The sequence below is a fragment of the Tritonibacter sp. AK171 genome, assembly GCF_030127025.1.
GTDB lineage: Bacteria > Pseudomonadota > Alphaproteobacteria > Rhodobacterales > Rhodobacteraceae > Epibacterium > Epibacterium mobile.
This window is the reverse complement of record NZ_CP126134.1, coordinates 1,293,739-1,313,585: the sequence shown is the minus strand read 5'-3', so window position 1 is coordinate 1,313,585 and position 19,847 is coordinate 1,293,739. Positions and strand designations below refer to the sequence as shown.

20 protein-coding genes are annotated in these 19,847 nt (G+C 58.4%); 12 read left to right on the top strand and 8 right to left on the bottom strand.

Features of this window, described 5'->3' with window-relative positions; translation table 11 throughout:
- Positions 1-25: 25 nt before the first annotated feature.
- From metA to QNI81_RS06230, 5 genes are all read left to right on the top strand, one after another.
- Positions 26-964 (top strand): homoserine O-acetyltransferase MetA, encoded by a 939-nt coding sequence (metA, locus tag QNI81_RS06250; protein WP_005611646.1) that lies wholly within the window; start codon positions 26-28, stop codon positions 962-964.
- A 9-nt stretch (positions 965-973) separates the two neighbouring features.
- Positions 974-1,939, top strand: a complete 966-nt coding sequence (locus QNI81_RS06245) for an alpha/beta fold hydrolase (protein ID WP_283967714.1) — start codon at positions 974-976, stop codon at positions 1,937-1,939.
- A 61-nt stretch (positions 1,940-2,000) separates the two neighbouring features.
- Positions 2,001-2,870, top strand: coding sequence for a polyphosphate kinase 2 (gene ppk2 / locus QNI81_RS06240; protein ID WP_283967713.1), 870 nt, complete (start codon positions 2,001-2,003; stop codon positions 2,868-2,870).
- Positions 2,863-3,480, top strand: a complete 618-nt coding sequence (locus QNI81_RS06235) for a TetR/AcrR family transcriptional regulator (protein ID WP_005611651.1) — start codon at positions 2,863-2,865, stop codon at positions 3,478-3,480. The genes ppk2 and QNI81_RS06235 overlap by 8 nt, the downstream gene beginning before the upstream one ends.
- Before the next feature lie 138 nt (positions 3,481-3,618).
- Positions 3,619-5,769: a methyl-accepting chemotaxis protein gene (locus QNI81_RS06230; protein ID WP_283967712.1), complete on the top strand. Its 2,151-nt coding sequence runs from the start codon at positions 3,619-3,621 to the stop codon at positions 5,767-5,769.
- A gap of 123 nt (positions 5,770-5,892) precedes the next feature.
- On the opposite strand, the gene rpsI is transcribed toward QNI81_RS06230, so the two are convergent.
- The 3 genes from rpsI to QNI81_RS06215 form a co-directional block, all read right to left on the bottom strand.
- Positions 5,893-6,378 (bottom strand): 30S ribosomal protein S9, encoded by a 486-nt coding sequence (gene rpsI / locus QNI81_RS06225; RefSeq protein ID WP_005611659.1) that lies wholly within the window; start codon positions 6,376-6,378, stop codon positions 5,893-5,895.
- 5 nt (positions 6,379-6,383) lie between these two features.
- Positions 6,384-6,842, bottom strand: a complete 459-nt coding sequence (rplM, locus tag QNI81_RS06220) for a 50S ribosomal protein L13 (RefSeq protein WP_005611662.1) — start codon at positions 6,840-6,842, stop codon at positions 6,384-6,386.
- Between the two features lie 173 nt (positions 6,843-7,015).
- Positions 7,016-8,431 carry an aminotransferase-like domain-containing protein gene (locus tag QNI81_RS06215; protein ID WP_005611664.1) on the bottom strand — a complete coding sequence of 472 codons (1,416 nt, stop codon included), beginning with the start codon at positions 8,429-8,431 and terminating at the stop codon, positions 7,016-7,018.
- Between the two features lie 92 nt (positions 8,432-8,523).
- Between QNI81_RS06215 and QNI81_RS06210 the strand changes: the two genes are divergently transcribed.
- The 3 genes from QNI81_RS06210 to speE all read left to right on the top strand — a co-directional run bounded on the left by QNI81_RS06210 (position 8,524) and on the right by speE (position 10,331).
- A complete protein-coding gene (locus tag QNI81_RS06210) occupies positions 8,524-8,754 on the top strand; it encodes a DUF1127 domain-containing protein (RefSeq protein ID WP_005611666.1) in 231 nt (76 codons plus the stop codon).
- Positions 8,755-8,973: 219 nt separating this feature from the next.
- A complete protein-coding gene (gene speD, locus QNI81_RS06205; protein WP_009176470.1) occupies positions 8,974-9,480 on the top strand; it encodes an adenosylmethionine decarboxylase in 507 nt (168 codons plus the stop codon).
- The gene (speE, locus tag QNI81_RS06200; RefSeq protein ID WP_283967711.1) at positions 9,477-10,331 is read left to right on the top strand and encodes a polyamine aminopropyltransferase; all 855 of its coding nucleotides are present in this window, start codon (positions 9,477-9,479) and stop codon (positions 10,329-10,331) included. The genes speD and speE overlap by 4 nt, the downstream gene beginning before the upstream one ends.
- Positions 10,332-10,385: 54 nt before the next feature.
- On the opposite strand, the gene QNI81_RS06195 is transcribed toward speE, so the two are convergent.
- Positions 10,386-10,808, bottom strand: coding sequence for a PaaI family thioesterase (locus QNI81_RS06195; RefSeq protein ID WP_283967710.1), 423 nt, complete (start codon positions 10,806-10,808; stop codon positions 10,386-10,388).
- 401 nt (positions 10,809-11,209) lie between these two features.
- Between QNI81_RS06195 and trmFO the strand changes: the two genes are divergently transcribed.
- The 3 genes from trmFO to gluQRS are packed head-to-tail and all read left to right on the top strand — an operon-like array spanning position 11,210 to position 14,046.
- On the top strand, positions 11,210-12,550 hold the full coding sequence (gene trmFO / locus QNI81_RS06190) for a methylenetetrahydrofolate--tRNA-(uracil(54)-C(5))-methyltransferase (FADH(2)-oxidizing) TrmFO (RefSeq protein ID WP_283967709.1): 1,341 nt from the start codon (positions 11,210-11,212) through the stop codon (positions 12,548-12,550).
- Between the two features lie 36 nt (positions 12,551-12,586).
- The gene (locus tag QNI81_RS06185; protein WP_283967708.1) at positions 12,587-13,201 is read left to right on the top strand and encodes a class I SAM-dependent DNA methyltransferase; all 615 of its coding nucleotides are present in this window, start codon (positions 12,587-12,589) and stop codon (positions 13,199-13,201) included.
- Positions 13,198-14,046, top strand: coding sequence for a tRNA glutamyl-Q(34) synthetase GluQRS (gene gluQRS / locus QNI81_RS06180; RefSeq protein WP_283967707.1), 849 nt, complete (start codon positions 13,198-13,200; stop codon positions 14,044-14,046). The genes QNI81_RS06185 and gluQRS overlap by 4 nt, the downstream gene beginning before the upstream one ends.
- A gap of 13 nt (positions 14,047-14,059) precedes the next feature.
- On the opposite strand, the gene hisI is transcribed toward gluQRS, so the two are convergent.
- Entirely contained in the window at positions 14,060-14,449 is a 390-nt protein-coding gene (gene hisI / locus QNI81_RS06175) for a phosphoribosyl-AMP cyclohydrolase (protein WP_065333960.1), read from the bottom strand.
- Between the two features lie 59 nt (positions 14,450-14,508).
- Here hisI and QNI81_RS06170 point away from each other — a divergent pair, with 59 nt between their 5' ends.
- Entirely contained in the window at positions 14,509-14,961 is a 453-nt protein-coding gene (locus tag QNI81_RS06170) for an iron-sulfur cluster assembly scaffold protein (protein WP_283967706.1), read from the top strand.
- A 244-nt stretch (positions 14,962-15,205) separates the two neighbouring features.
- Here the strand turns inward: QNI81_RS06170 and QNI81_RS06165 are convergent, their stop codons facing one another.
- From QNI81_RS06165 to ligA, 3 genes are all read right to left on the bottom strand, one after another.
- Positions 15,206-15,328 (bottom strand): hypothetical protein, encoded by a 123-nt coding sequence (locus QNI81_RS06165; protein ID WP_255729556.1) that lies wholly within the window; start codon positions 15,326-15,328, stop codon positions 15,206-15,208.
- A gap of 146 nt (positions 15,329-15,474) precedes the next feature.
- Positions 15,475-17,565 carry an ATP-dependent DNA helicase RecG gene (gene recG / locus QNI81_RS06160; protein ID WP_283967705.1) on the bottom strand — a complete coding sequence of 697 codons (2,091 nt, stop codon included), beginning with the start codon at positions 17,563-17,565 and terminating at the stop codon, positions 15,475-15,477.
- A gap of 7 nt (positions 17,566-17,572) precedes the next feature.
- Positions 17,573-19,792: an NAD-dependent DNA ligase LigA gene (gene ligA, locus QNI81_RS06155; RefSeq protein WP_283967871.1), complete on the bottom strand. Its 2,220-nt coding sequence runs from the start codon at positions 19,790-19,792 to the stop codon at positions 17,573-17,575.
- Positions 19,793-19,847: the final 55 nt, after the last annotated feature.

Below are 19,847 nucleotides of genomic sequence, written 5' to 3'. Positions count from 1 at the left end.
CTAGCGAACCTAAGAAGGACCTGACATGCCTATCAAGATCCCCGCTGACCTGCCCGCCTACTCCGTCCTGTCGGACGAGGGCGTTATGGTCATGTCGCCGGATCACGCGGCGCGTCAGGATATCCGTCCGATCAAAATCGGCCTCCTCAATCTGATGCCCAAGAAGATCCAGACGGAGAACCAGTTTGCCCGTCTGATCGGCGCCACGCCGCTTCAGATTGAATTCTCGCTGATCCGTATGACCGAGCATCAGACCAAGAACACCGCCGCCGAGCATATGGAAGAGTTCTACCGTCCGTTCGAGGAAGTTCGGGATGAAAAGTTCGACGGGCTGATCATCACCGGCGCGCCGATTGAGCATTTGCCGTTTGAGGATGTCACCTACTGGCAGGAACTCTGCGAGGTGTTTGAGTGGACCCAGACCAATGTGCACTCCACCTTTGGCGTCTGCTGGGGTGGCATGGCGATGATCAATTACTTCCACGGCGTGCGCAAACATATGCTGGATCACAAGGCCTTCGGCTGTTTCCGGCATCGGAACCTGCAGCCGACCTCGCCTTACCTGCGGGGATTTTCTGATGATTTTGTGATCCCTGTCTCCCGCTGGACCGAGATGAGCCAGCGCGAGATTGACGCGGCTCCGGGGTTGACGACGCTGTTGGGCAGCCCGGATGTGGGACCCTGCCTCGTCGAGGATAAAGGCCACCGCGCGCTCTATATCTTCAACCATTTTGAGTATGACAGCGACACGCTGAAGCAGGAATATGATCGCGATGTCGCCAGCGGCACCGAGATCAACGTACCAATCAACTACTACCCCGATGACGATCCAAGCCAGCGCCCGCTCAACCGCTGGCGCAGCCATGCGCATCTTCTTTATGGCAACTGGGTGTCTGAGATTTACCAGACCACCCCTTATGATGTGGAGCGCATCGGTCTGGATACCACGGACCTCAGGGCCTGATCTGTGCGGATGAGTGCAATTGTTGCTCTTGGCCTGACGCTCAGCGTTGCAGGTGTTGGACTTGCCACCGCCCTGCGCGCCCCTGCGCGCGAAGCGCAGGCGATGGCCAACCACCCGCCACAAGGTCAGTTCGTCACCGTCGATGGCCATCAGATTCATGTGGTTAAACGTGGTCAGCCCCAAGGCAGCGCTCCGGATCTGGTGTTGATCCACGGCTCCAACGGCAGCAGCCGGGACATGACGTTCCGGCTGTCGCCTGCATTGGAAGACGCCTATCACATTCTGATTTTTGATCGCCCGGGGCTGGGCTATTCCGATGCCCTAACCGAAAAAGGCACCAGCATCCAAACCCAAGCCGCCGTGCTGCAAAAAGCAAGCGCCAGCCTTGGCGTGGACCGCCCGATTGTACTTGGGCAAAGCTATGGCGGTGCGGTGGCTCTTGCATGGGCGACACAGTTTCCTCAGCGCACCGCCGCAGTGGTTAATGTCTCTGGCGTCTCCCACCCTTGGGATGCGGAGTTGCCGACATTCTACAAACTGACCTCCTCGCGCCTTGGCGGCGCGTTGATCGTGCCGGTTCTGACTGCTTTTGTCCCCAAAAGTTATGTGCGTTCCTCTTTGGAAGAGGTGTTTGCCCCGCAAGCGGTGCCTGAGGGGTTTGCGGAGCATTTCGGTCTGGCCATGAGCCTGCGCCGCAGCTCTTTGCGTGCCAATGCCAAACAACGCGCCAACCTGCTGAAAGAGATTGAGGCCATAGCGCCGCTATATCCGCAGCTTGAGATGCCAATCGAGATCGTGCATGGAACTGCAGATACAACGGTGGGAATTTCCATTCACGCAGAACGGCTTGTGCAGGACAGTTCCACCGCGCGGCTGACCCCACTACCGGGTGTTGGGCATATGCCGCATCAGACCCATACACAATCCATTGTGGATGCGGTGAACCGGGCCGCAGCACGCGCAAACTTGCGTTAATCGCTTTAACATTGAAGAGTGATGCTTCAGGAATATGCGGGCAAGAAAGGATGGGTCTGATATGAGTTTGCCGTTTGACGGAGCAATCAGCGCGTATTTTCAGGAAGCTGCGCCCAAAGAGATCCGCAAAGCGATCGATGACGCGGGCAAGGACGATATCCTGAACCCGAGCTACCCGTATGACGCGGAAATCTCCAAAGGGGATTACAAGGATCAATACAAGGCGCTGCAGGTCGAACTGGTCAAACTTCAGGCCTCGGTAAAGGCCTCAGGCCAACGTGTCGCCATCGTGTTTGAGGGCCGTGACGCCGCAGGAAAAGGAGGCACAATCAAGCGCTTTCGCGAAAACCTTAATCCGCGTGGCGCCCGTGTCGTCGCACTGTCGAAACCCACCGAGACAGAAGCGACGCAGTGGTATTTTCAACGCTATATCTCGCAACTGCCTTCCGGCGGCGAGATCGTGTTCTTTGACCGCAGCTGGTACAATCGTGGCGTGGTGGAGCAGGTGTTTGAATTTTGCACCCATAGCCAGCGCGAGCACTTCTTTTCTCAGGTTTCAGACTTTGAAAAAATGTTGGTGGATGAGGGCATCCAGCTCTTTAAATTCTGGCTGAACGTGGGTCGTGCCGAACAATTGCGCCGGTTCCTCGCCCGTGAGCGTGATCCGCTCAAACAATGGAAACTCAGCTGGATCGATGTTGAGGGGCTAAAGCGCTGGGACGCTTATTCCAAGGCCATCGAGGAAACCCTGGAGCGCAGTCAAAGCCTCCACGCGCCATGGACAATCGTGCGGTCTGACGACAAAAAACGCGCCCGCCTCGAAGCGATCCGCCACGTGCTACAGTCGGTAGACTACGCCAATAAAGACAAGGACGCGATTGGATCGGCCGATCCTTTGATTTGCGGAGGCCCCGAAATCTGGGATGGCTAAACGCGGCTACCATCACGGCAATCTCCGTCAGGCTCTTGTGGAGGCTGCTCTTCGCCTCATTGAGGTGAAGGGCCCGACGGGGTTCACCCTATCGGAGGCCGCCAAGCAGGCCGGCGTCACCCCGGCTGCCGTCTATCGCCATTTCGAAGGGCGAGAGGATCTGATTGCCGAGGCCGCGCGACAAGGGTTCTTGATGTTTGCGGATCTCATGCAGCACGCCTATGACAAATATCAGCCCTCTGCCCTTGCGGCGTTTGAGGCCACTGGCCGCGCCTACCTCGCCTTTGCGCGCAAACATCCCGGTCATTATATCGCGATGTTTGAAAGCGGTGTGTCTGCAAATCGCACACCCGAACTTGCCGAGGCAGCAAGCCGCGCCCGCGGGGTTCTGGAACATGCTGCGACAAAACTCAGCCAGCATATCCCGGCGGAAAAACGCCCGCCTGCTTCAATGTTTTCGGCCCACATCATGGCGATGAGCCACGGCGTCGTAGAGCTCTACGCCCGAAACGCCCCCGGCACCGCTTCCCCCTATGCACCGGAGGATCTGCTGGAAACGGGGATCGGGATCTATCTGCGCGGGTTGGGATTGATTGACCCAGACCTCTGACACCTCCCTACATGCACAACAATTAAGCACTTAAAAAAGGCCTGACGCTTTTAACGCTAGACTTATTCTTGTTTCAGCATGAGTTAATAGCCCTTCCCTAGTTTCGGCTCCGTTCGCGGTCATTTCGAGGAGTCTGCTATGCGTCTGCGATTTGTAATGTTTCTGGTGATCGGCCCGCTGATCGCATTGGCCTGTTTTTTTGCTGCGGACGAGTTGCAGATGCAGTGGGACGATTACTCACTTGCGCGCGAAACGCGGGAAAAAACGCTCGAAGAGACGCTGGTCAACACACTTGTTCACGAGATGCAAAAGGAGCGCGGCTATTCCGCAGGATTCATCGCATCAAAGGGCAAGAACTTTCCACAAGAGCTGTCTGAACAGCGGCAGATGACGGATGAAGCACTGAATACCGTCCTTTCGGACGTGCGCTCTCTCGCGCTCAAAAAACCTGAGCTGTCGGACATGGTGCGCGCTCGCACGGAACAGCTTGCAGATATGCGTCAACAGGTTGATGGCTTTGAACTCACCGTGCCGGAAATGGCAAAGTTCTACACATCCACCATTGGCATGATGCTCGATCTGGCGCGCCCTGTACAATCGGCATCGCCCTCTCAGAAATTGCAGATGTTGGCTCAGGCGCGGACGTTACTCGGTGCAGCAAAAGAAGCCGCAGGGCTGGAACGCGCTATGGGCGCTACCGGTCTTGGGGGGGGATTTGGCCTGCCCTTGCATGATCGTTTTGTCTCTCTGGGCGGCGCGCAGATGGCGCATCTTAACGAGGTGGACGCATTGGTTGATCTGGACGTCTGGATGGCAGAGCTTTTGACAAAAGAGGAATACGCCCAGATTGCGCAGGCTCGAAAAGCGATTGTGGATGGTTATGAAAGCGGTGACTTCGGCGATCTGACAGCACCGCGTTGGTTTGCCATCTCTACCAATTGGATCAATGCCCTCAGGGCAGAAGAAGAACGTCTCGCCACTGAAATCAACCAGATTTCGACCAGTATCGAACAACGCGCGGGCACTGCATTTCGAAACTTTGCGATTCTGAGTGCGGTTGCCGCTTTGGGCTGTTTGGCATTCGCCGTCATCATGTTTGAAAAAGTCATCAAACGTATCCATGGGCTGACCGCAGTGGTCGAAGGTTTCACCAAGGGAGACTACGATATCCACGTCCATGGCATCGATGGCAAAGATGAACTCAGCCGCATGGCCCGTGTGATCTACACCTTCAAGCAAGAGGCGTTGCAAATGATCCGCGACGCCAAGGCGCTGGAGGTTGAACAAGGCAAGCGCAAAAAAGAGCAGGACTTTGTTGTGAGCGAACTGCGCAATGGCTTCTCGCGCCTGTCCGACGGAGATCTGACGGTTAAATTCGACAACACCTTCCCCGCTGATTACGAAGATGTGCGCGCAGACTTCAACCAAACCATCGGACGGCTACGTGAGTCGATAGAACGGGTGATTGAGGCAGCCAGCAGTCTGCGATCCGGTGCTGCGGAAATCGATCAGGCGGCAAGCGACCTTTCGCATCGCACCGAAAGTCAGGCGGCCACGCTTGAGGAAACCGCAGCCGCCCTAGAAGAGTTGACCGCCAGCGTCAAATCTGCGGCAGATGGCGCGCGTACCGTTGAGCGCACCACAGAGGATGCCAAGACCGAAGCCACCCAAAGCGGCACGGTGGTCAGAGACGCCGTAAAGGCGATGGCGGAGATCGAAAAAGGCTCTGAACAGATTGCACAGATTATCGGTGTGATCGACGATATCGCCTTCCAGACCAATCTTCTGGCCTTGAATGCTGGCGTCGAAGCCGCGCGCGCTGGCGAAGCGGGACGTGGATTTGCGGTTGTTGCATCCGAAGTCCGTGCTTTGGCACAGCGATCCTCGGATGCGGCAATGGAGATCAAGTCTCTGATTGGAAACAGCTCGCTTCAGGTTGAACGCGGTGTCGATCTGGTGCGCAATGCAGGCCAGGCGCTTGAAAGCATCGTAACCCAGGTCACGCATATCTCGACTCTGGTGAGCGAAATCGCCGAAGGTGCTGCAGAGCAATCCACAGGTCTGGAGGAGATCAACACCGGTGTTGTTCAACTTGATCAGGTCACGCAACAAAACGCGGCGATGGTTGAGGAAACAACAGCCGCCAGCAATATGCTCAATACCAACGCCCAGCAGTTGGGAGACATTGTGCAGCGGTTTAAAATTCACGGCGATCAGACGGTTTCGGCCCCTGCGCAGAGCGAGCCCTCAGCGGACGACGAGGCTATCGCTCTGCCCCGTGCCAGTTGAACCTGAGATCAGCCCCTAGCTGTTAGGGCAAGTGGGGCGGCAAAGAAGCCACCTCAGGCCGACACGACAAAAGAAAAGGCCGCCCGAAAGGCGGCCTTTTGCATATTGATGTGATCCAGCAGCTTAACGCTTGGAGAACTGGAAGGAACGACGGGCCTTGCGGCGGCCGAACTTCTTACGTTCCACAACGCGGCTGTCGCGGGTCAGGAAGCCTGCGGCTTTCAGTGCACCACGCAGGGAGGGATCATAAAGCTGCAGCGCTTTGGAGATGCCGTGCTTGACCGCGCCAGCCTGACCGGAGAGACCACCGCCCTTAACGGTTGCGTAGACGTCGAACTGGTCTTCCACACCGGCAACGGTGAAGGGTTGACGCAGGATCATCTGCAGCACCGGACGTGCGAAGTATTTGTTGATCTCTTTGCCGTTCACTTCGACCTTGCCGGAACCCGGCTTGATCCAAACGCGTGCAATTGCGTCTTTCCGCTTGCCAGTGGCGTAGGAACGACCCAGTTCGTCACGAACGGGTTCACGCGGGGCCAGCTCTTCGGCTGCGGTTTCGACGCCTGCGACAGCGCCCAGCTCTTCGAGAGTGTTGATCTGATCAGCCATCGTCATTAGCTCCGGGTGTTTTTCTTGTTCATGGATTTGACATCCAGAACTTCGGGGCTCTGGGCTTCATGCGGGTGCTCAGCACCAGCGTAGATGCGCAGGTTGGTCATCTGCTGACGGGACAGGCGGTTGCCCGGCAACATGCGCTTAACGGCCTGCATGACCACGCGCTCGGGGTGTGCACCCTCGAGGATCTGCTGTTTGGTGCGGGATTTGATGCCGCCCGGGTGGCCAGTGTGCCAGTAGAAGTGCTCTTCGCGCTTCTTGCCGGTCATCTGGATCTTTTCAGCGTTGATGACGATTACGTTGTCGCCCATGTCCATGTGGGGGGTGAACGACGGTTTATGCTTGCCGCGCAGGCGGGTGGCAACGATCGACGCAAGACGGCCCAGCACCACGCCCTCGGCGTCGATGATGATCCACTTCTTGTCGATGTCTGCCGGGGTAGCAGAGAAGGTTTTCATGTCAGGTCAATCCTGTTTGTCGTGACGATAGCGCCGCAAGCGACTCCATCTGAATTCGATGGACGGGGTTTACGGCGCTGTCACACAACAGTCAACATAGCAAAATCACATAAAAATGCGTAATTTCAATGGTTTAAAAAATAGGTATTAAAATACCCCACATTGCGGAGCGTTCAGACGCTGATTTGCTCAGGTGGGTTATCCAAAAGCATACGCAAACGCAGCATTGCATCCTCAAATCGCGCCAATGTGACATGCCCGTTGATGGCGATGCGCACCGCATTTGGCGCTCGCCCATCGCGCAACGCAAACTCATCAGCAGAGCGCAGTTGCACCCCCTGCCCTTCGGCTGCACGGGTAAACGCCCCGGCGCGCCACCCCGAAGGAAGCCGAAGCCACAGAAACGGCACCTGTGAATCCCACGTCAACTCAAAGGCCCCCAGCGCGTTCACCGCAACCCGGACATATTCGGCCATCTCATCGCGCACGGTCTGGACCAGTTTTTTGCTGCGCGGATCTGACAGCAACACACGTGTGACCTCTGCCAATGGCTGCGCCAGACCGAAGAAACCATATTCCGCAACTCGGCGCAGATCCGCAGACTTGCCAACTGGCGCAATCGCAAACCCAACGCGCAGCGCCGGCGTCAGTGATTTGGAGATAGAGGTCACATGCCAGCTGAGTTCCGGTGCAAGCGCCCGGTAGGTCGGCGCACGCGCCTCTCCCATACGGTAACAATCGTCCTCGATCAGCTGCACATTGTGTCGCCGCAAGATAGCGAGGATTTCCTTTCGCCGTTCAAGCGGCGTGAATGTACCGGTGGGATTGTGCACCTCGGGACTGGTACAAAGCACCGCCGCACCGGATTTTTTGATCACCGCCTCGAGCGCATCGGGCACAATCCCGTATTCATCAATGGCTACGCCCACAACTTTAGCACGCAGTATCTCTGCCGCACGACGAAACCCGGCGTAGGAGAGATCCTCGACCAGAATGGTGGGATTGCTATCCTTGAGGATCGCCTGCATGACGGTCATAACCGCGTTCTGTCCGCCATGGGTCAACACGACATCTCGTTCCGTCAGGGGGCCAAGCGGCGTGTCTGACAACCAATCGACCACCGCTTGCCGCACCGGCTGATAAGCATCTCGTGTCGGGTAATTCAGCAGTGCCAAACGGTCGCAATCCGCCGCTTTACGCAGGGCTTCACGGATCAGTTTGACCTGTCCGACATCCACAAGACGCGGACTAAAGAGCGAGACATGATTGGGGTTGGACCGCTCAAGCAGATGCAATTGGCGCGACCACACGTCATCCATAACAGCCGTTTCACGCTCTGCAACAAAGGTGCCACGCCCAACTTCTGCTTGCAGGATACCTTCGTCAGTCAGTATGGTATAGGCGCGCGCGACAGTGCCCGGTGTAATGCTGAGCTGATAGGCCAACTCCCGCACAGGTGGCAGTTTCGACCCCACCTGTAATGTACCACTCTCGACCGCCAATCGTATCGTATCTGCGACTCGTTTGTATTTCGGGCCGGGCTTTTCGGCCAGCGATCCGGTCAAGGTGGAGGGCCAAATTGTACCCATCACAATCTCCGCTTAGACAATCCGTATCACGTTTTGTACGCATTACATGCCAGTACATTCAGATTGCATCAATACAAAATGTGAGACAGATCATGACAAATGTGACAGAACACCCGACACACCTTGCCTATCTGACCAACCGCCCGGCCCTGCCGATGGTTGCTGAAGCGGCGATCGGATTTGCGGTTCTGGTCACCAAATGGTCTGTCCGAAAGCGCACTCGCCGCCAACTGAGCCGCCTCGACGCCCATCAGTTGCGCGATATCGGCCTCCAACGAGAGGACGCCATGCGCGAAGGAACTCTTCCGTTCTGGAGACCCTGATCCCCGGGGCACAGAACCAACTGGCAGGCCGGAGCTCGTCTCCGGCCTTTTTTCATTCCCGACGGTGCAAAACGACTTTCATAAATTTTTGCCTTGATCGAATCTTTGCGCTTTCCTATCTGCCCCTCACTTTCGGTACCGATCCCAACCCTGAACTCTTATTCGGGGGGGCGCTAAGGACCGTCTGGATTGTCATCTACTGGAACGAAGGGGAGTGTCATGTCTGACGCCAACCTCTTCCAACTGGGGATCGGTCTGGAGACAGGCGCCCATGAGGAAGATACCGCCCGCGGTGTACCCACCGCTATTGTGAACTCTTTGGTCGACGCCGACCGCGAGGATCACTTCATCCGTCGCGACGGCAAGGTTTTTGCCGGCACCCATCTGATCATCGAAGTGATGAAAGGCACCGGTCTGGACTGTCAGACCCGGATTGAGGACGCTTTTCGCAAGATGGTCGAGGTTTGCGGCGCAACCCTGCTGCACATCCACACCCATAAATTCTCGCCGCAGGGCGTATCCGGTGTGGCCGTGCTGGCCGAGAGCCATATCTCCGTGCACACTTGGCCGGAAATCGGCTACGGCGCATTTGACGTCTTCATGTGTGGCGATGCAGAGCCATGGAAGGCTGTCGATGTGCTGAAATCTGCCTTTGAGACCGATGTGGTCGAGGTGCGCGAACTGTTGCGCGGCGAGGAAATCGTCGCGAAGGAGATCGCGGCATGACGGATGAGGTCTGGAACACCGAACGCCTGCACGATTATTTCGCCCAATCCCTACGGGTGAGCGAAATGTATTACGACAGCAAGACCGAGCACCAGCGGCTCAAGGTCTTTCAGAACGGCACCTTCGGACGCGTTCTGACGCTCGATGACGTGGTTCAGACCACCGAAGGCGACAACTTCATCTATCACGAGATGCTGACCCATGTGCCGATTTTGGCGCACGGGGCCGCAAAACGTGTGCTGATTATTGGCGGCGGCGATGGCGGCATTGCCCGTGAGGTGCTGAAACACGCGTCGGTCGAGCATGTCACAATGGTGGAAATCGACGCAGGCGTTGTCGATTTTTCAAAGGAATACCTGCCGATGTTGAGCCAGGGTGCCTTTGACGATGCGCGGCTCAATCTGGTGATCAACGATGGCGCAGTCTTCATGAAGGAGACCGATGACAAATTCGACGTCATCATTGTCGATTCCACCGACCCAATCGGCCCCGGTGAGGTTCTGTTTACCGATACATTCTACGGCCATGCCGCCCGCGCCCTGACCGAGGACGGCATCATCGTCACCCAGAATGGCGTGCCCTTTATGCAAGGGGACGAGCTGACCAATACGATGCGGGCCTTTCAAGCGCTGTTTCAGGACGCGACCTGCTATCTCGCCACCATTCCGACCTATGTCGGCGGCCCGATGGCGCTTGGCTGGGGCAGCCACTCGACCAAGGCGCGCGATGTGGATCTGGCAACGCTCGCGGCGCGCTTTGCCGCCGCGAACCTCACCCCCGACTACTACACGCCCGAAGTGCACAAGGCGGCGTTTGCCCTGCCGGGTTATGTCAAAAAATTGTTCCCCTGAAATAGGTTGAACAGGACACTTAAAGAGCGCCCGTGGAGCGATCCGCGGGCGCTTTTATCGTTTCGGCGGGATCGAATAGGTCATGGTCGAACGCGCAACCGGCGCGGGCTTTCCTTCGGAGAACAGCAGCACATCCCCCACGGCCAGGCTGCGGCCAAGCTTCAGCAGCCGCGCCTGCCCCAGCAGATCGCAGCCGCTTTCAGGTTTGCGCATGAAATCAAGCGAGGCATTGGTCGTGACCGCAAGCGCCTCGCGTCCCAGATGCGCCAGCACCAGCGCATAGACCGCCACATCGGCCAGCGCAAACATGGAAGGCCCCGACACAGTTCCACCGGGACGCAGGTGCCGATCCTGGACGTTCAGGCGCATGGTGATCGCGCCGGGGCTCAGCTCATCAATGCTGAACTCACCCCGGATCTGGGGGAAAACGTCCTCCAAATAGGCGCTCAGCCCCTCTTTTTCAAAAACCAATTCCATCCCGGAGCCTCCGCCACTGACTGATCGTCAGTCTGCACGCAGTGAAGCGGCGCTCAAGAAATTTTGCATAAAACGCCACGGCATTTCAGGTCCTGCCTTTCACGGGTTTAGAACTTCTAATGATTTTTTCTAAAATTTTCGGATAATTCAGCCTTTGTTTACGAATGGCGCGATATTGTTTCCATATTGAGGCTTCTAAAGAAGGCAAGAAAGTGGCAAGAGTTGGGCAGGCCAACTGGCTTGCCGCAATTCGGGCCGCTGCTTCGGATCGTCCCTCCTACCGGATCTCTCACCCGGGTTTGACGTCCACGAAGCTGCGGCCCTAATTATTTGCGCCTCCCCGCACCGATTACCATCAGGCGATATTGCGCCCGCAGGCCACCTGCCCTATGTGCCCTGTCATGACACAAGAGCTTCATATCGTCGGCGGCGGAATGGCCGGATCCGAGGCCGCCTGGCAGGCGGCCCACATGGGCGTCAACGTGGTGATCCACGAGATGCGGCCCAAGGTTGAAACCTTTGCCCACCAGACCGGCAACTTGGGCGAAATGGTCTGCTCCAACTCCTTCCGTTCGGATGATGACGAGCAGAACGCCGTGGGGCTTTTGCATTGGGAAATGCGCGCGGCCAATGGTCTGATCATGACCACGGCGGACGAGCACCGCCTGCCCGCCGGTGGCGCCCTGGCGGTAGACCGCGACCCGTTTGCGGAAACCGTGACGGCCAAGCTCAAGGCCCTGCCCAACGTGCGGATCTCTTACGAGGAAGTCACCGACCTGCCCGCGGACGGCCAGTGGATCTTTGCCACCGGCCCGCTGACCTCGCCTGCCTTGGGTGAGGCAATCCAGCGCGAGACCGGCGCAGAGCGACTGGCGTTTTTCGATGCCATTGCGCCGATCGTCTACGCCGACAGCATCGACATGTCGCAAGCCTGGATGCAGTCACGGTACGATAAGGGCGAAACCGAGGAAGAGCGCACCGCCTACCTCAATTGTCCGATGACCAAGGATCAATACGAGGCCTTCATCGACGCGCTTCTGGCTGCAGACAAGACCGAGTTCCACGAAGGCGAGACCGCCGGATACTTCGACGGCTGCCTGCCGATCGAGGTGATGGCAGAACGCGGGCGCGAGACCCTGCGCCATGGCCCGATGAAACCCGTGGGCCTGACCAATCCGCATAAACCGGACGAGAAAGCCTGGGCCGTGGTGCAGCTGCGCCGCGACAATGCGCTGGGCACGCTGTTCAATATCGTCGGCTTTCAGACCAAGATGAAATACGGCGCCCAAGCTGATGTTTTCCGTATGATTCCGGGGCTGGAGAATGCAAGTTTTGCGCGCCTTGGCGGCATCCACCGCAACACATTCCTGAACTCGCCCACATTGCTGGATCATGAGATGCGGCTGAGATCAAAGCCCAACATCCGCTTTGCCGGTCAGGTCACGGGCGTCGAGGGCTATGTCGAAAGTGCTGCGATGGGGTTGCTGGCCGGGCGTCTTGCTGCGGCAGAGATCCTCGGCAAAGAGCTACCGCACGTGCCGCAGGACAGCGCCATGGGGGCCTTGATCCATCACATTACTGGCGGCGCTGAGGCCAAAACCTTTCAGCCGATGAATGTGAACTTCGGCCTGTTCCGCCCTGTTGACGGGCTGAAAGGTGGGCGTCGCGGGCGCAAGGACCGCTACAAAGCCTATACCGACCGCGCCAAGGCGGCGTGGCAGGACTGGCTGCAAAACTTTTGATGGACGCGCGCATGATCCCGGCTTTAGACTGGGATCATGACTGAAAAGTTCCTCGAAAAGGTCTACGGTCTCAGTACAGTTGAAGAGACTGTCGACCATTACAATCGCTGGGCAGCCAGCTATGATGCGGAAATCGCTGAAAATAATTATGCGACTCCCGGCCGGATTGCGGATGCGCTCTGGTCTGTGCTGCCTGATGCTACGGCACCCTTACTGGACTTTGGCTGCGGGACCGGGCTCTCCGGGATCGCGCTGCGCCGGGTTGGATATGAGACCATAGATGGCGTTGATCCCTCGCAGGAAATGCTGAACGTCGCCCGCAGCAAGGGCGCGCACAGGCACCTGACACAGATTGATCCCGACAGCAGCACCCCGTTCAAATCAGGTGTCTACAAAGCCGTTGTCGCCTGTGGCGTGCTGGGTACCGGGGCGGCACCGGCCTCCGTTTTTGGGCATTTGATGCATGGGCTGAACCGGGGCGATCTGCTGGCATTTTCTCTGAACGATCATGCGCTTGCCGATCCCAGCTACATCGGTGCGATGAATGAATGGCTTGATTGCGGGGCGGCCCGGTTGCTATTCAAGGAAAATGGCCCGCACCTACCGGGCCTCGACTTGAACGCTGACGTCTATGTGATTGAAAAAGTGTGACCTTCACCACTCGTTTTGCTCCGTCTCCGACTGGGCCACTGCATCTCGGACATGCCTATTCTGCGCTGCTCGCGTCCGACATGGCCAAACGGCAGAACGGTCAGTTCCTGCTGCGTATTGAAGATATCGACCAATCCCGCGCCCGGGCCTCGTGGGAGGAGCAGATCTATGAGGATCTGACGTGGCTGGGCCTAACGTGGCCCACACCCGTTTTGCGCCAATCAGATCGCCTGCCACGATACCGTGCGGCGCTAGAACGGCTCAATGCGCGTGGGCTGACCTATCCGTGCCGTTGTAATCGCTCCGATATTGAGCTGGCTGCGGGCGCTCCCCAGGAAGGCGTGCCGCAGTTCGGCCCCGATGGACGGATCTACCCCGGAACCTGTCGCCAGCGCAGCATAGCGGAGGCCGGTCCGAATGATGTGATCCGCCTCAATATGGCGGCCGCGCTGGAGCAGCTCTCTCAATTGGCTTTTATTGAGACATCGCAGGATCTTGGCGGATGTATTTCACTCGAACGGGACCACCTAATTCAGGCGGTGGGCGACATCATTCTCGTGCGCCGCAATATGGGCAGCTCCTATCACCTGTCCGTGGTGGTGGACGATGCAGATCAGGGGATCACCGATGTAGTGCGTGGGGCAGATCTGTTTGAGAGCACGCAGATCCATGTGGTTTTGCAAGCCCTCTTGGATCTACCCGTGCCGCACTATCACCACCACCGACTGATCCGCGATCCGCAGGGCAAGCGCCTCGCCAAGCGGGACGACGCCCGCGCGATTGCGAAATATCGTGCCGAAGGTGCGAGTCCGCAAGACATCAGAGCGCTTGTCGGATTGGATTGAAAAGAGAGAATTATCAGGCCATTGGCGTCATAATCTCAACTTCGTCCCCATCGCGCACAGCGGTGTAGAAACAACTGCGCCGGTTGGTGTGGCACGCGGGGCCGGTTTGCCGCACCATCGCCAATAGCGCATCCCGGTCACAGTCGACGCGCAGTTCTACCAACTCCTGAACGTGGCCGGAGCTTTCGCCCTTGATCCAGAACGACTGGCGCGAGCGCGACCAATAGGTCACCCGCCCGGTCTCGAGTGTCTTGGCAACGCTTTCCGCATTCATCCAGGCCATCATCAGGATCTCGCCGCTTTCCACGTCCTGCGCGATACAGGGCACCAGACCGGCCTCATTGTAAGTGAGTGTTTCGGGCGAAAATTTCACCAGATCTTGCATGTCAAAAACCTTTTGCATCTCAGGGGCGCGCCCCTATGTATGGGGAACACGGCCTTAGGGAAACCCAGGAACACGACATGTCCGGCGAAACCGACCTGATCAAGCTCTACTCCACCAAGATCCTCGCTCTTGCGACGGATATACCGCATCAGGGACGGCTGGAACATGCCGACGCGACGGTAAAGCGCCGCTCGCCCCTGTGTGGGTCAACTGTAACGGTAGATGTGGCGCTGGAGGATGGCAAAGTCGCGCGATTTGCACAGGACGTCAAAGCCTGTGCGCTCGGGCAAGCCTCAGCCGCGGTTGTCGGCGCGGCGATCATCGGGCGCAGCACGGGTGAGGTTGAAACAGCGCGCGATCAGCTCAAGGCGATGCTGACCGAGGGCGGCCCTGCCCCGGATGCCCCATTTGACGGTCTCGAAGTGCTGACGCCGGCCCGAGAATTTAAGAACCGGCACGCGTCAATTATGCTAGCCTTAGAGGCCACGCTGGAGGCGATGCAAACCGCACAAAAGGCCGACTGCGCCTGACCTGCCGCGGTGCCATTCTCTCCTAAACAGCAGTAAACAAGAAAAAACCGCCGCACATCCGGGCAGATGGCGGCGGTAAGTCAAAGCGCAGTCATGCGGGACCCGGGAGACACCAAACACCGGAGGGAAAACTCTGGTGCGGATCGAACAGGCAATCGATCCTTACGGGACTTGAGGCTGGTGCCCCCGGCATGACAGCACAAAGGAAACTGTGAACGGGTTACAAAAGGCGTGAAGACGTCGTTTAGATCAGGCCCGGCAGATGCAGTCCGACGATCAGCATGACAACCAGAGACGCCGCGCCCAGAGCATCCTGCAACAGGGTGGACTGTGAATTGCGCAGTGCGGATTTGAATTGCGTAACCATCTGGAAACCTCCTCGATCTCTGTCATGCGTCCGCGACGCCTTGTTGTCCTTTTGTTCTCATTTTGCGCGAGTCGTGTAAAGAACTTTTTAAGAACATCTGCGAACAAAGTAGAACAAAGATGAGAACACATTCCCAGAGGAACGAATTATCCCACTGAAATCAGGCGGATAGCCTCATCCTGACGCAACAGCCACAATAGCGTGCGCGCCGCGCGCCCCCGGTCGCTGGTCAGATCCGGATCAGAGGTCATCAGGGCGCGTGCGTCGCTCTGGGCGATTGCCATCAGATCCGCCTGCCGTTCCAGATCCGCGATCCGGAAACGCGGCAGGCCGGATTGGGCGGTGCCGATCACATCACCTGCACCGCGCATTTGCAGGTCGGTTTCGGCGATGACAAAACCATCCTCGCTTTCGCGCAGTACCTCAAGCCGCCTGCGCCCGCCCTCGGTGAGCGGTGGCTGATACATCAACAGACAGGTGGATTGGGCCGTTCCACGCCCGACACGTCCGCGCAACTGGTGCAATTGCGCAAGGCCAAAGATCTCGGCGCGCTCAATTACCATGATGGAGGCATTGGGCACATTCACCCCCACCTCGATCACCGTCGTTGCCACCAGAACCCGGGTACGCCCTTCCTGGAAGGCGGTCATGGCGGCGTCTTTTTCTGCGGGGGGCATCTGACCATGCACCAGCCCCACCACATCATCGCCCAGCACCGCCCGCAGGTGTTTGAAACGCTCATCCGCAGCGGTCAGATCCATGACCTCGGATTCTTCGACCAGCGGACAGACCCAATAACACTGCCGTCCCTCGGCAATAGCGCGGCGCAGATGGTCCACCACCTCGGACATACGTTCGGTGCTGAGGATCGCGGTCTTGATCGGTTTGCGTCCCGGTGGTTTCTCGTCGAGGATCGAGACCTCCATATCACCGTATTGGGTCAGCGCCAGCGAGCGCGGGATCGGCGTCGCGGTCATCACCAGCACATCGGCACGCTTGCCCTTTTCAGCCAGTTCCATCCGTTGCCGCACACCAAAGCGGTGCTGTTCGTCGACAATGACCAACCGCAAATCGTCAAAGACAACATCCTGCTGAAACACCGCATGGGTGCCGACAAGGATATGAATATCGCCACGTTGCAGCGCCTCGGTCTTGGCGCGCCGGTCCTTGCCCTTGTCACGCCCTGTCAGGATCTCAAGCACCACACCGGCGTCATCGGCCAGGGGTTTCAGCCCCTCAAGATGTTGACGCGCAAGGATTTCTGTCGGCGCCATCATCACGCCCTGGCCACCGGCCTCCACGGCCACCAGCAGCGCCATAAAGGCCACCAGCGTCTTGCCCGCCCCGACATCGCCTTGCAGCAACCGGTTCATACGCCGCCCGGAGGCCATATCGGCTGTGATCTCTTCGATCGCGCGCCCCTGTGCGCCCGTGGGCTTATACGGCAGTGCAGAGAGCACTTTGCTTTGCAGTTTTCCCGTGGCGACAGAGCTGCGTCCCGGCTGTTCACGCTCCACCGAGCGGGCAATGGCCAGCGTCAGTTGATGGGCGAACAACTCATCATAGGCAAGCCGGGCCCGCGACGGGGCTTCGGGCTCCAGATCGCTCAGATGCCCCGGCGCATGGGCTGTGGCGATGGCCTCGTGCCAATCCGCCCAGCCCCGTTTGGCCTTATAGGATGCGTCCATCCATTCGGTGAGTTCGGGCACCCTTTGCAAGGCACTCTGCACCGCCTTGAACATGGTTTTCTGCGTGATGCCGTGGGTCAGGTGATACACCGGTTCGAAATCCGGAATATCGCCCGCCTCCTCCAGCGGCAGCATGTGATCCGGGTGGACCATCTGCGCCATGCCGTCGAACAGCTCCAGCTTGCCCGAAACCACACGGCGGGACCCTTCCGGCAATTGCGCGGTTAGATAGCGGCTCCGCCCGTGGAAAAAGACCAGTTGAAACTCCGTTTCCTGATCCGTCACATCGATCCGGTAGGCCCCGCCCTTATTGCGTGCGGGGCGATGGCGTCCGACCGTGATCTCAACCGTCGCCGTGGTGGGCAACTCAAGCCCCCGAATGGTCTCGCGCCGACGCCGATCCACGAGGCTATAGGGCAGAGAGAACAACAGATCCCGCGGTGCCGTGATCTGCAACTGTGCAAAGTGTTCGGCGGTTTTTGGACCGACACCTTGCAAAGTCTCCAATTCCGCAAAAAGCGGGAACAGTTGTTCCGGACGTCCGCTCATGATGCGCTCACGCCTGCCCGATCAAATCCAGCCATTGATCCTCATCCATGGTACGAACGCCAAGCTCAGCTGCTTTGGTCGCCTTGGACCCTGCCCCCGGACCAGCCACCAGAATATCGGTCTTTTTGGACACTGACCCGGATACCTTCGCACCCAAGGCTTCGGCACGGGCCTTGGCTTCGGCGCGGGTCATTTTCTCCAGCGTGCCGGTAAACACCACGGTTTTGCCCGCAACGGGGCTGTCCTCTGTCGGGGCGTCCGGTTCGATCACCTCCAGATGCGATATCAGCCGGTCAAAGGCCGCGCGTTCTTCGGGGTTGGCAAAGGCATCGGAGAGCGACAGCGCGACAGTCGGGCCAAGCCCATCGACGCTGATCAAATCATCCCAAGCCGCCTGCGCATCGGGGGCAACATCACAGGTGGCAATCGCCGCTTTGCGCACTTCGGAAATCCTGGCGCGGCGTTCCTCAGCCTGAGCGGTCTGCCGTTCCAACAGTTCCGCCTCATCTGCGGCCCGATGCGCCAGCGCTGCCGGGCGTGCCAGATCTGCGGCCTCGGCAAGCGCAGCCCAAGTGCGGAAATGCAGGGCAAGATCTTTCGCGGCCACCTCGCCCACATGGCGTATGCCGAGGCCAAAGATCAGCCGCGCAAACTCTATGCGCCGCTTGTCCTCAATGGCCGCAAACAAGGCGGATGCAGATTTGTCGCCCCAGCCTTCGCGGTTCTTGAGCTGCTGCATCCCGCTGCCATATCTTTCTTTTAGTTCAAAGATATCGGCGGGCTCTTTGATCCAACCGTCGCTGTGAAACTGCTCGACCTGCTTGGCGCCCAAGCCTTCGATGTCAAAGGCCGCGCGGGAGACAAAATGTTTGAGCTTTTCGACGGCCTGTGCCGGGCAGATCAACCCGCCGCTGCACCGCCGCACCGCGTCGCCCTCCTCACGCACTGCAGGGCTGTTGCAGCGCGGACAATGGGTCGGGAATGCATACACTTCTGCGCTGTCGGGACGCCGGTTCAAGTCGACATCAGCAACCTTCGGGATCACATCGCCCGCGCGATAGATCTGCACCCAATCGCCGACGCGGATGTCCTTGCCCTCCCGGATTGTCGCTCCCTTGGAGTCGAGGCCCGCGATGTAATCCTCGTTGTGCAACGTCGCGTTGGACACGACCACACCGCCCACCGTCACCGGCTGCAATCGCGCCACCGGGCTAAGCGCCCCGGTCCGCCCCACCTGAATGTCGATACCGTCGAGGCGTGTCCAGGCCAGTTCGGCCGGGAATTTATGCGCAATGGCCCAACGTGGTGTGGTGGAGCGAAAGCCGAGACGCTCCTGAAGCGCAAGGTCGTTTACCTTGTAGACCACGCCATCGATGTCATAGCCCAGATCCGCGCGCTGTTCCTCGATGCTATGATAATGCGTCAGTAATTCCGCAATGGTCTGACAGCAGCGGGTCAGCGGGTTGGTCTGGAAACCGAGGGGTTTAAATCTCTCAATCGCGTCAATTTGCGTTTCTGCGAGAGGTTCGGACAGTTCACCCCAGCTGTAGGCAAAGAACCGCAAAGGTCTGGCGCGGGTGATCTCGGCGTCAAGCTGGCGCAGGGACCCGGCGGCCGCGTTGCGCGGGTTGGCAAAGATCTTGCCACCGGTTTCCGCGTGGCGGGCGTTCAGCGCCTCAAAATCCGCGTGGCTCATATAGACTTCGCCACGCACCTCCAGCACCGCCGGTGCGCCGGTGATCTGCTGCGGAATATCTTCGATGGTGCGGGCATTCTCGGTGACATTTTCACCCACAGCACCGTCCCCCCGCGTCGCCGCCTGCACCAGCGTGCCATTCTCATAGCGAAGAGAAAGCGACAGACCGTCAATTTTAGGCTCTGCCGTAAAGGCAAGCGGGGCGTCGGAGGACAGGCCAAGGTAGCGGCGCAACCCGGCGGCAAAATCCTCAACATCCTGATCTTCAAACGCATTTCCCAGCGACATCATGCGCACAGCATGCGCAACCTTGCCAAATCCGGAAGCGGCGGGCGCACCTACGCTCTCAACACGCGTGCCTTCTTCGGCGAGTTCTGGAAAGGCCTCAGCAAGCGCCAGATATCGCCGTTTCAGACGGTCATACTCCGCATCCGACAGAGTGGGCGCGTCTTTTTGGTGATAGTCGAGATCCGCGGCTTCAATTTTGGTTTGAAGCGCCTCAAATTCTTTGCGCGCGTCGGTCACATTCATCGACCGGGGATCCTGCTCTGTCATCCTGGCTCCGCCCTTCGGGGTATCTGTCTTA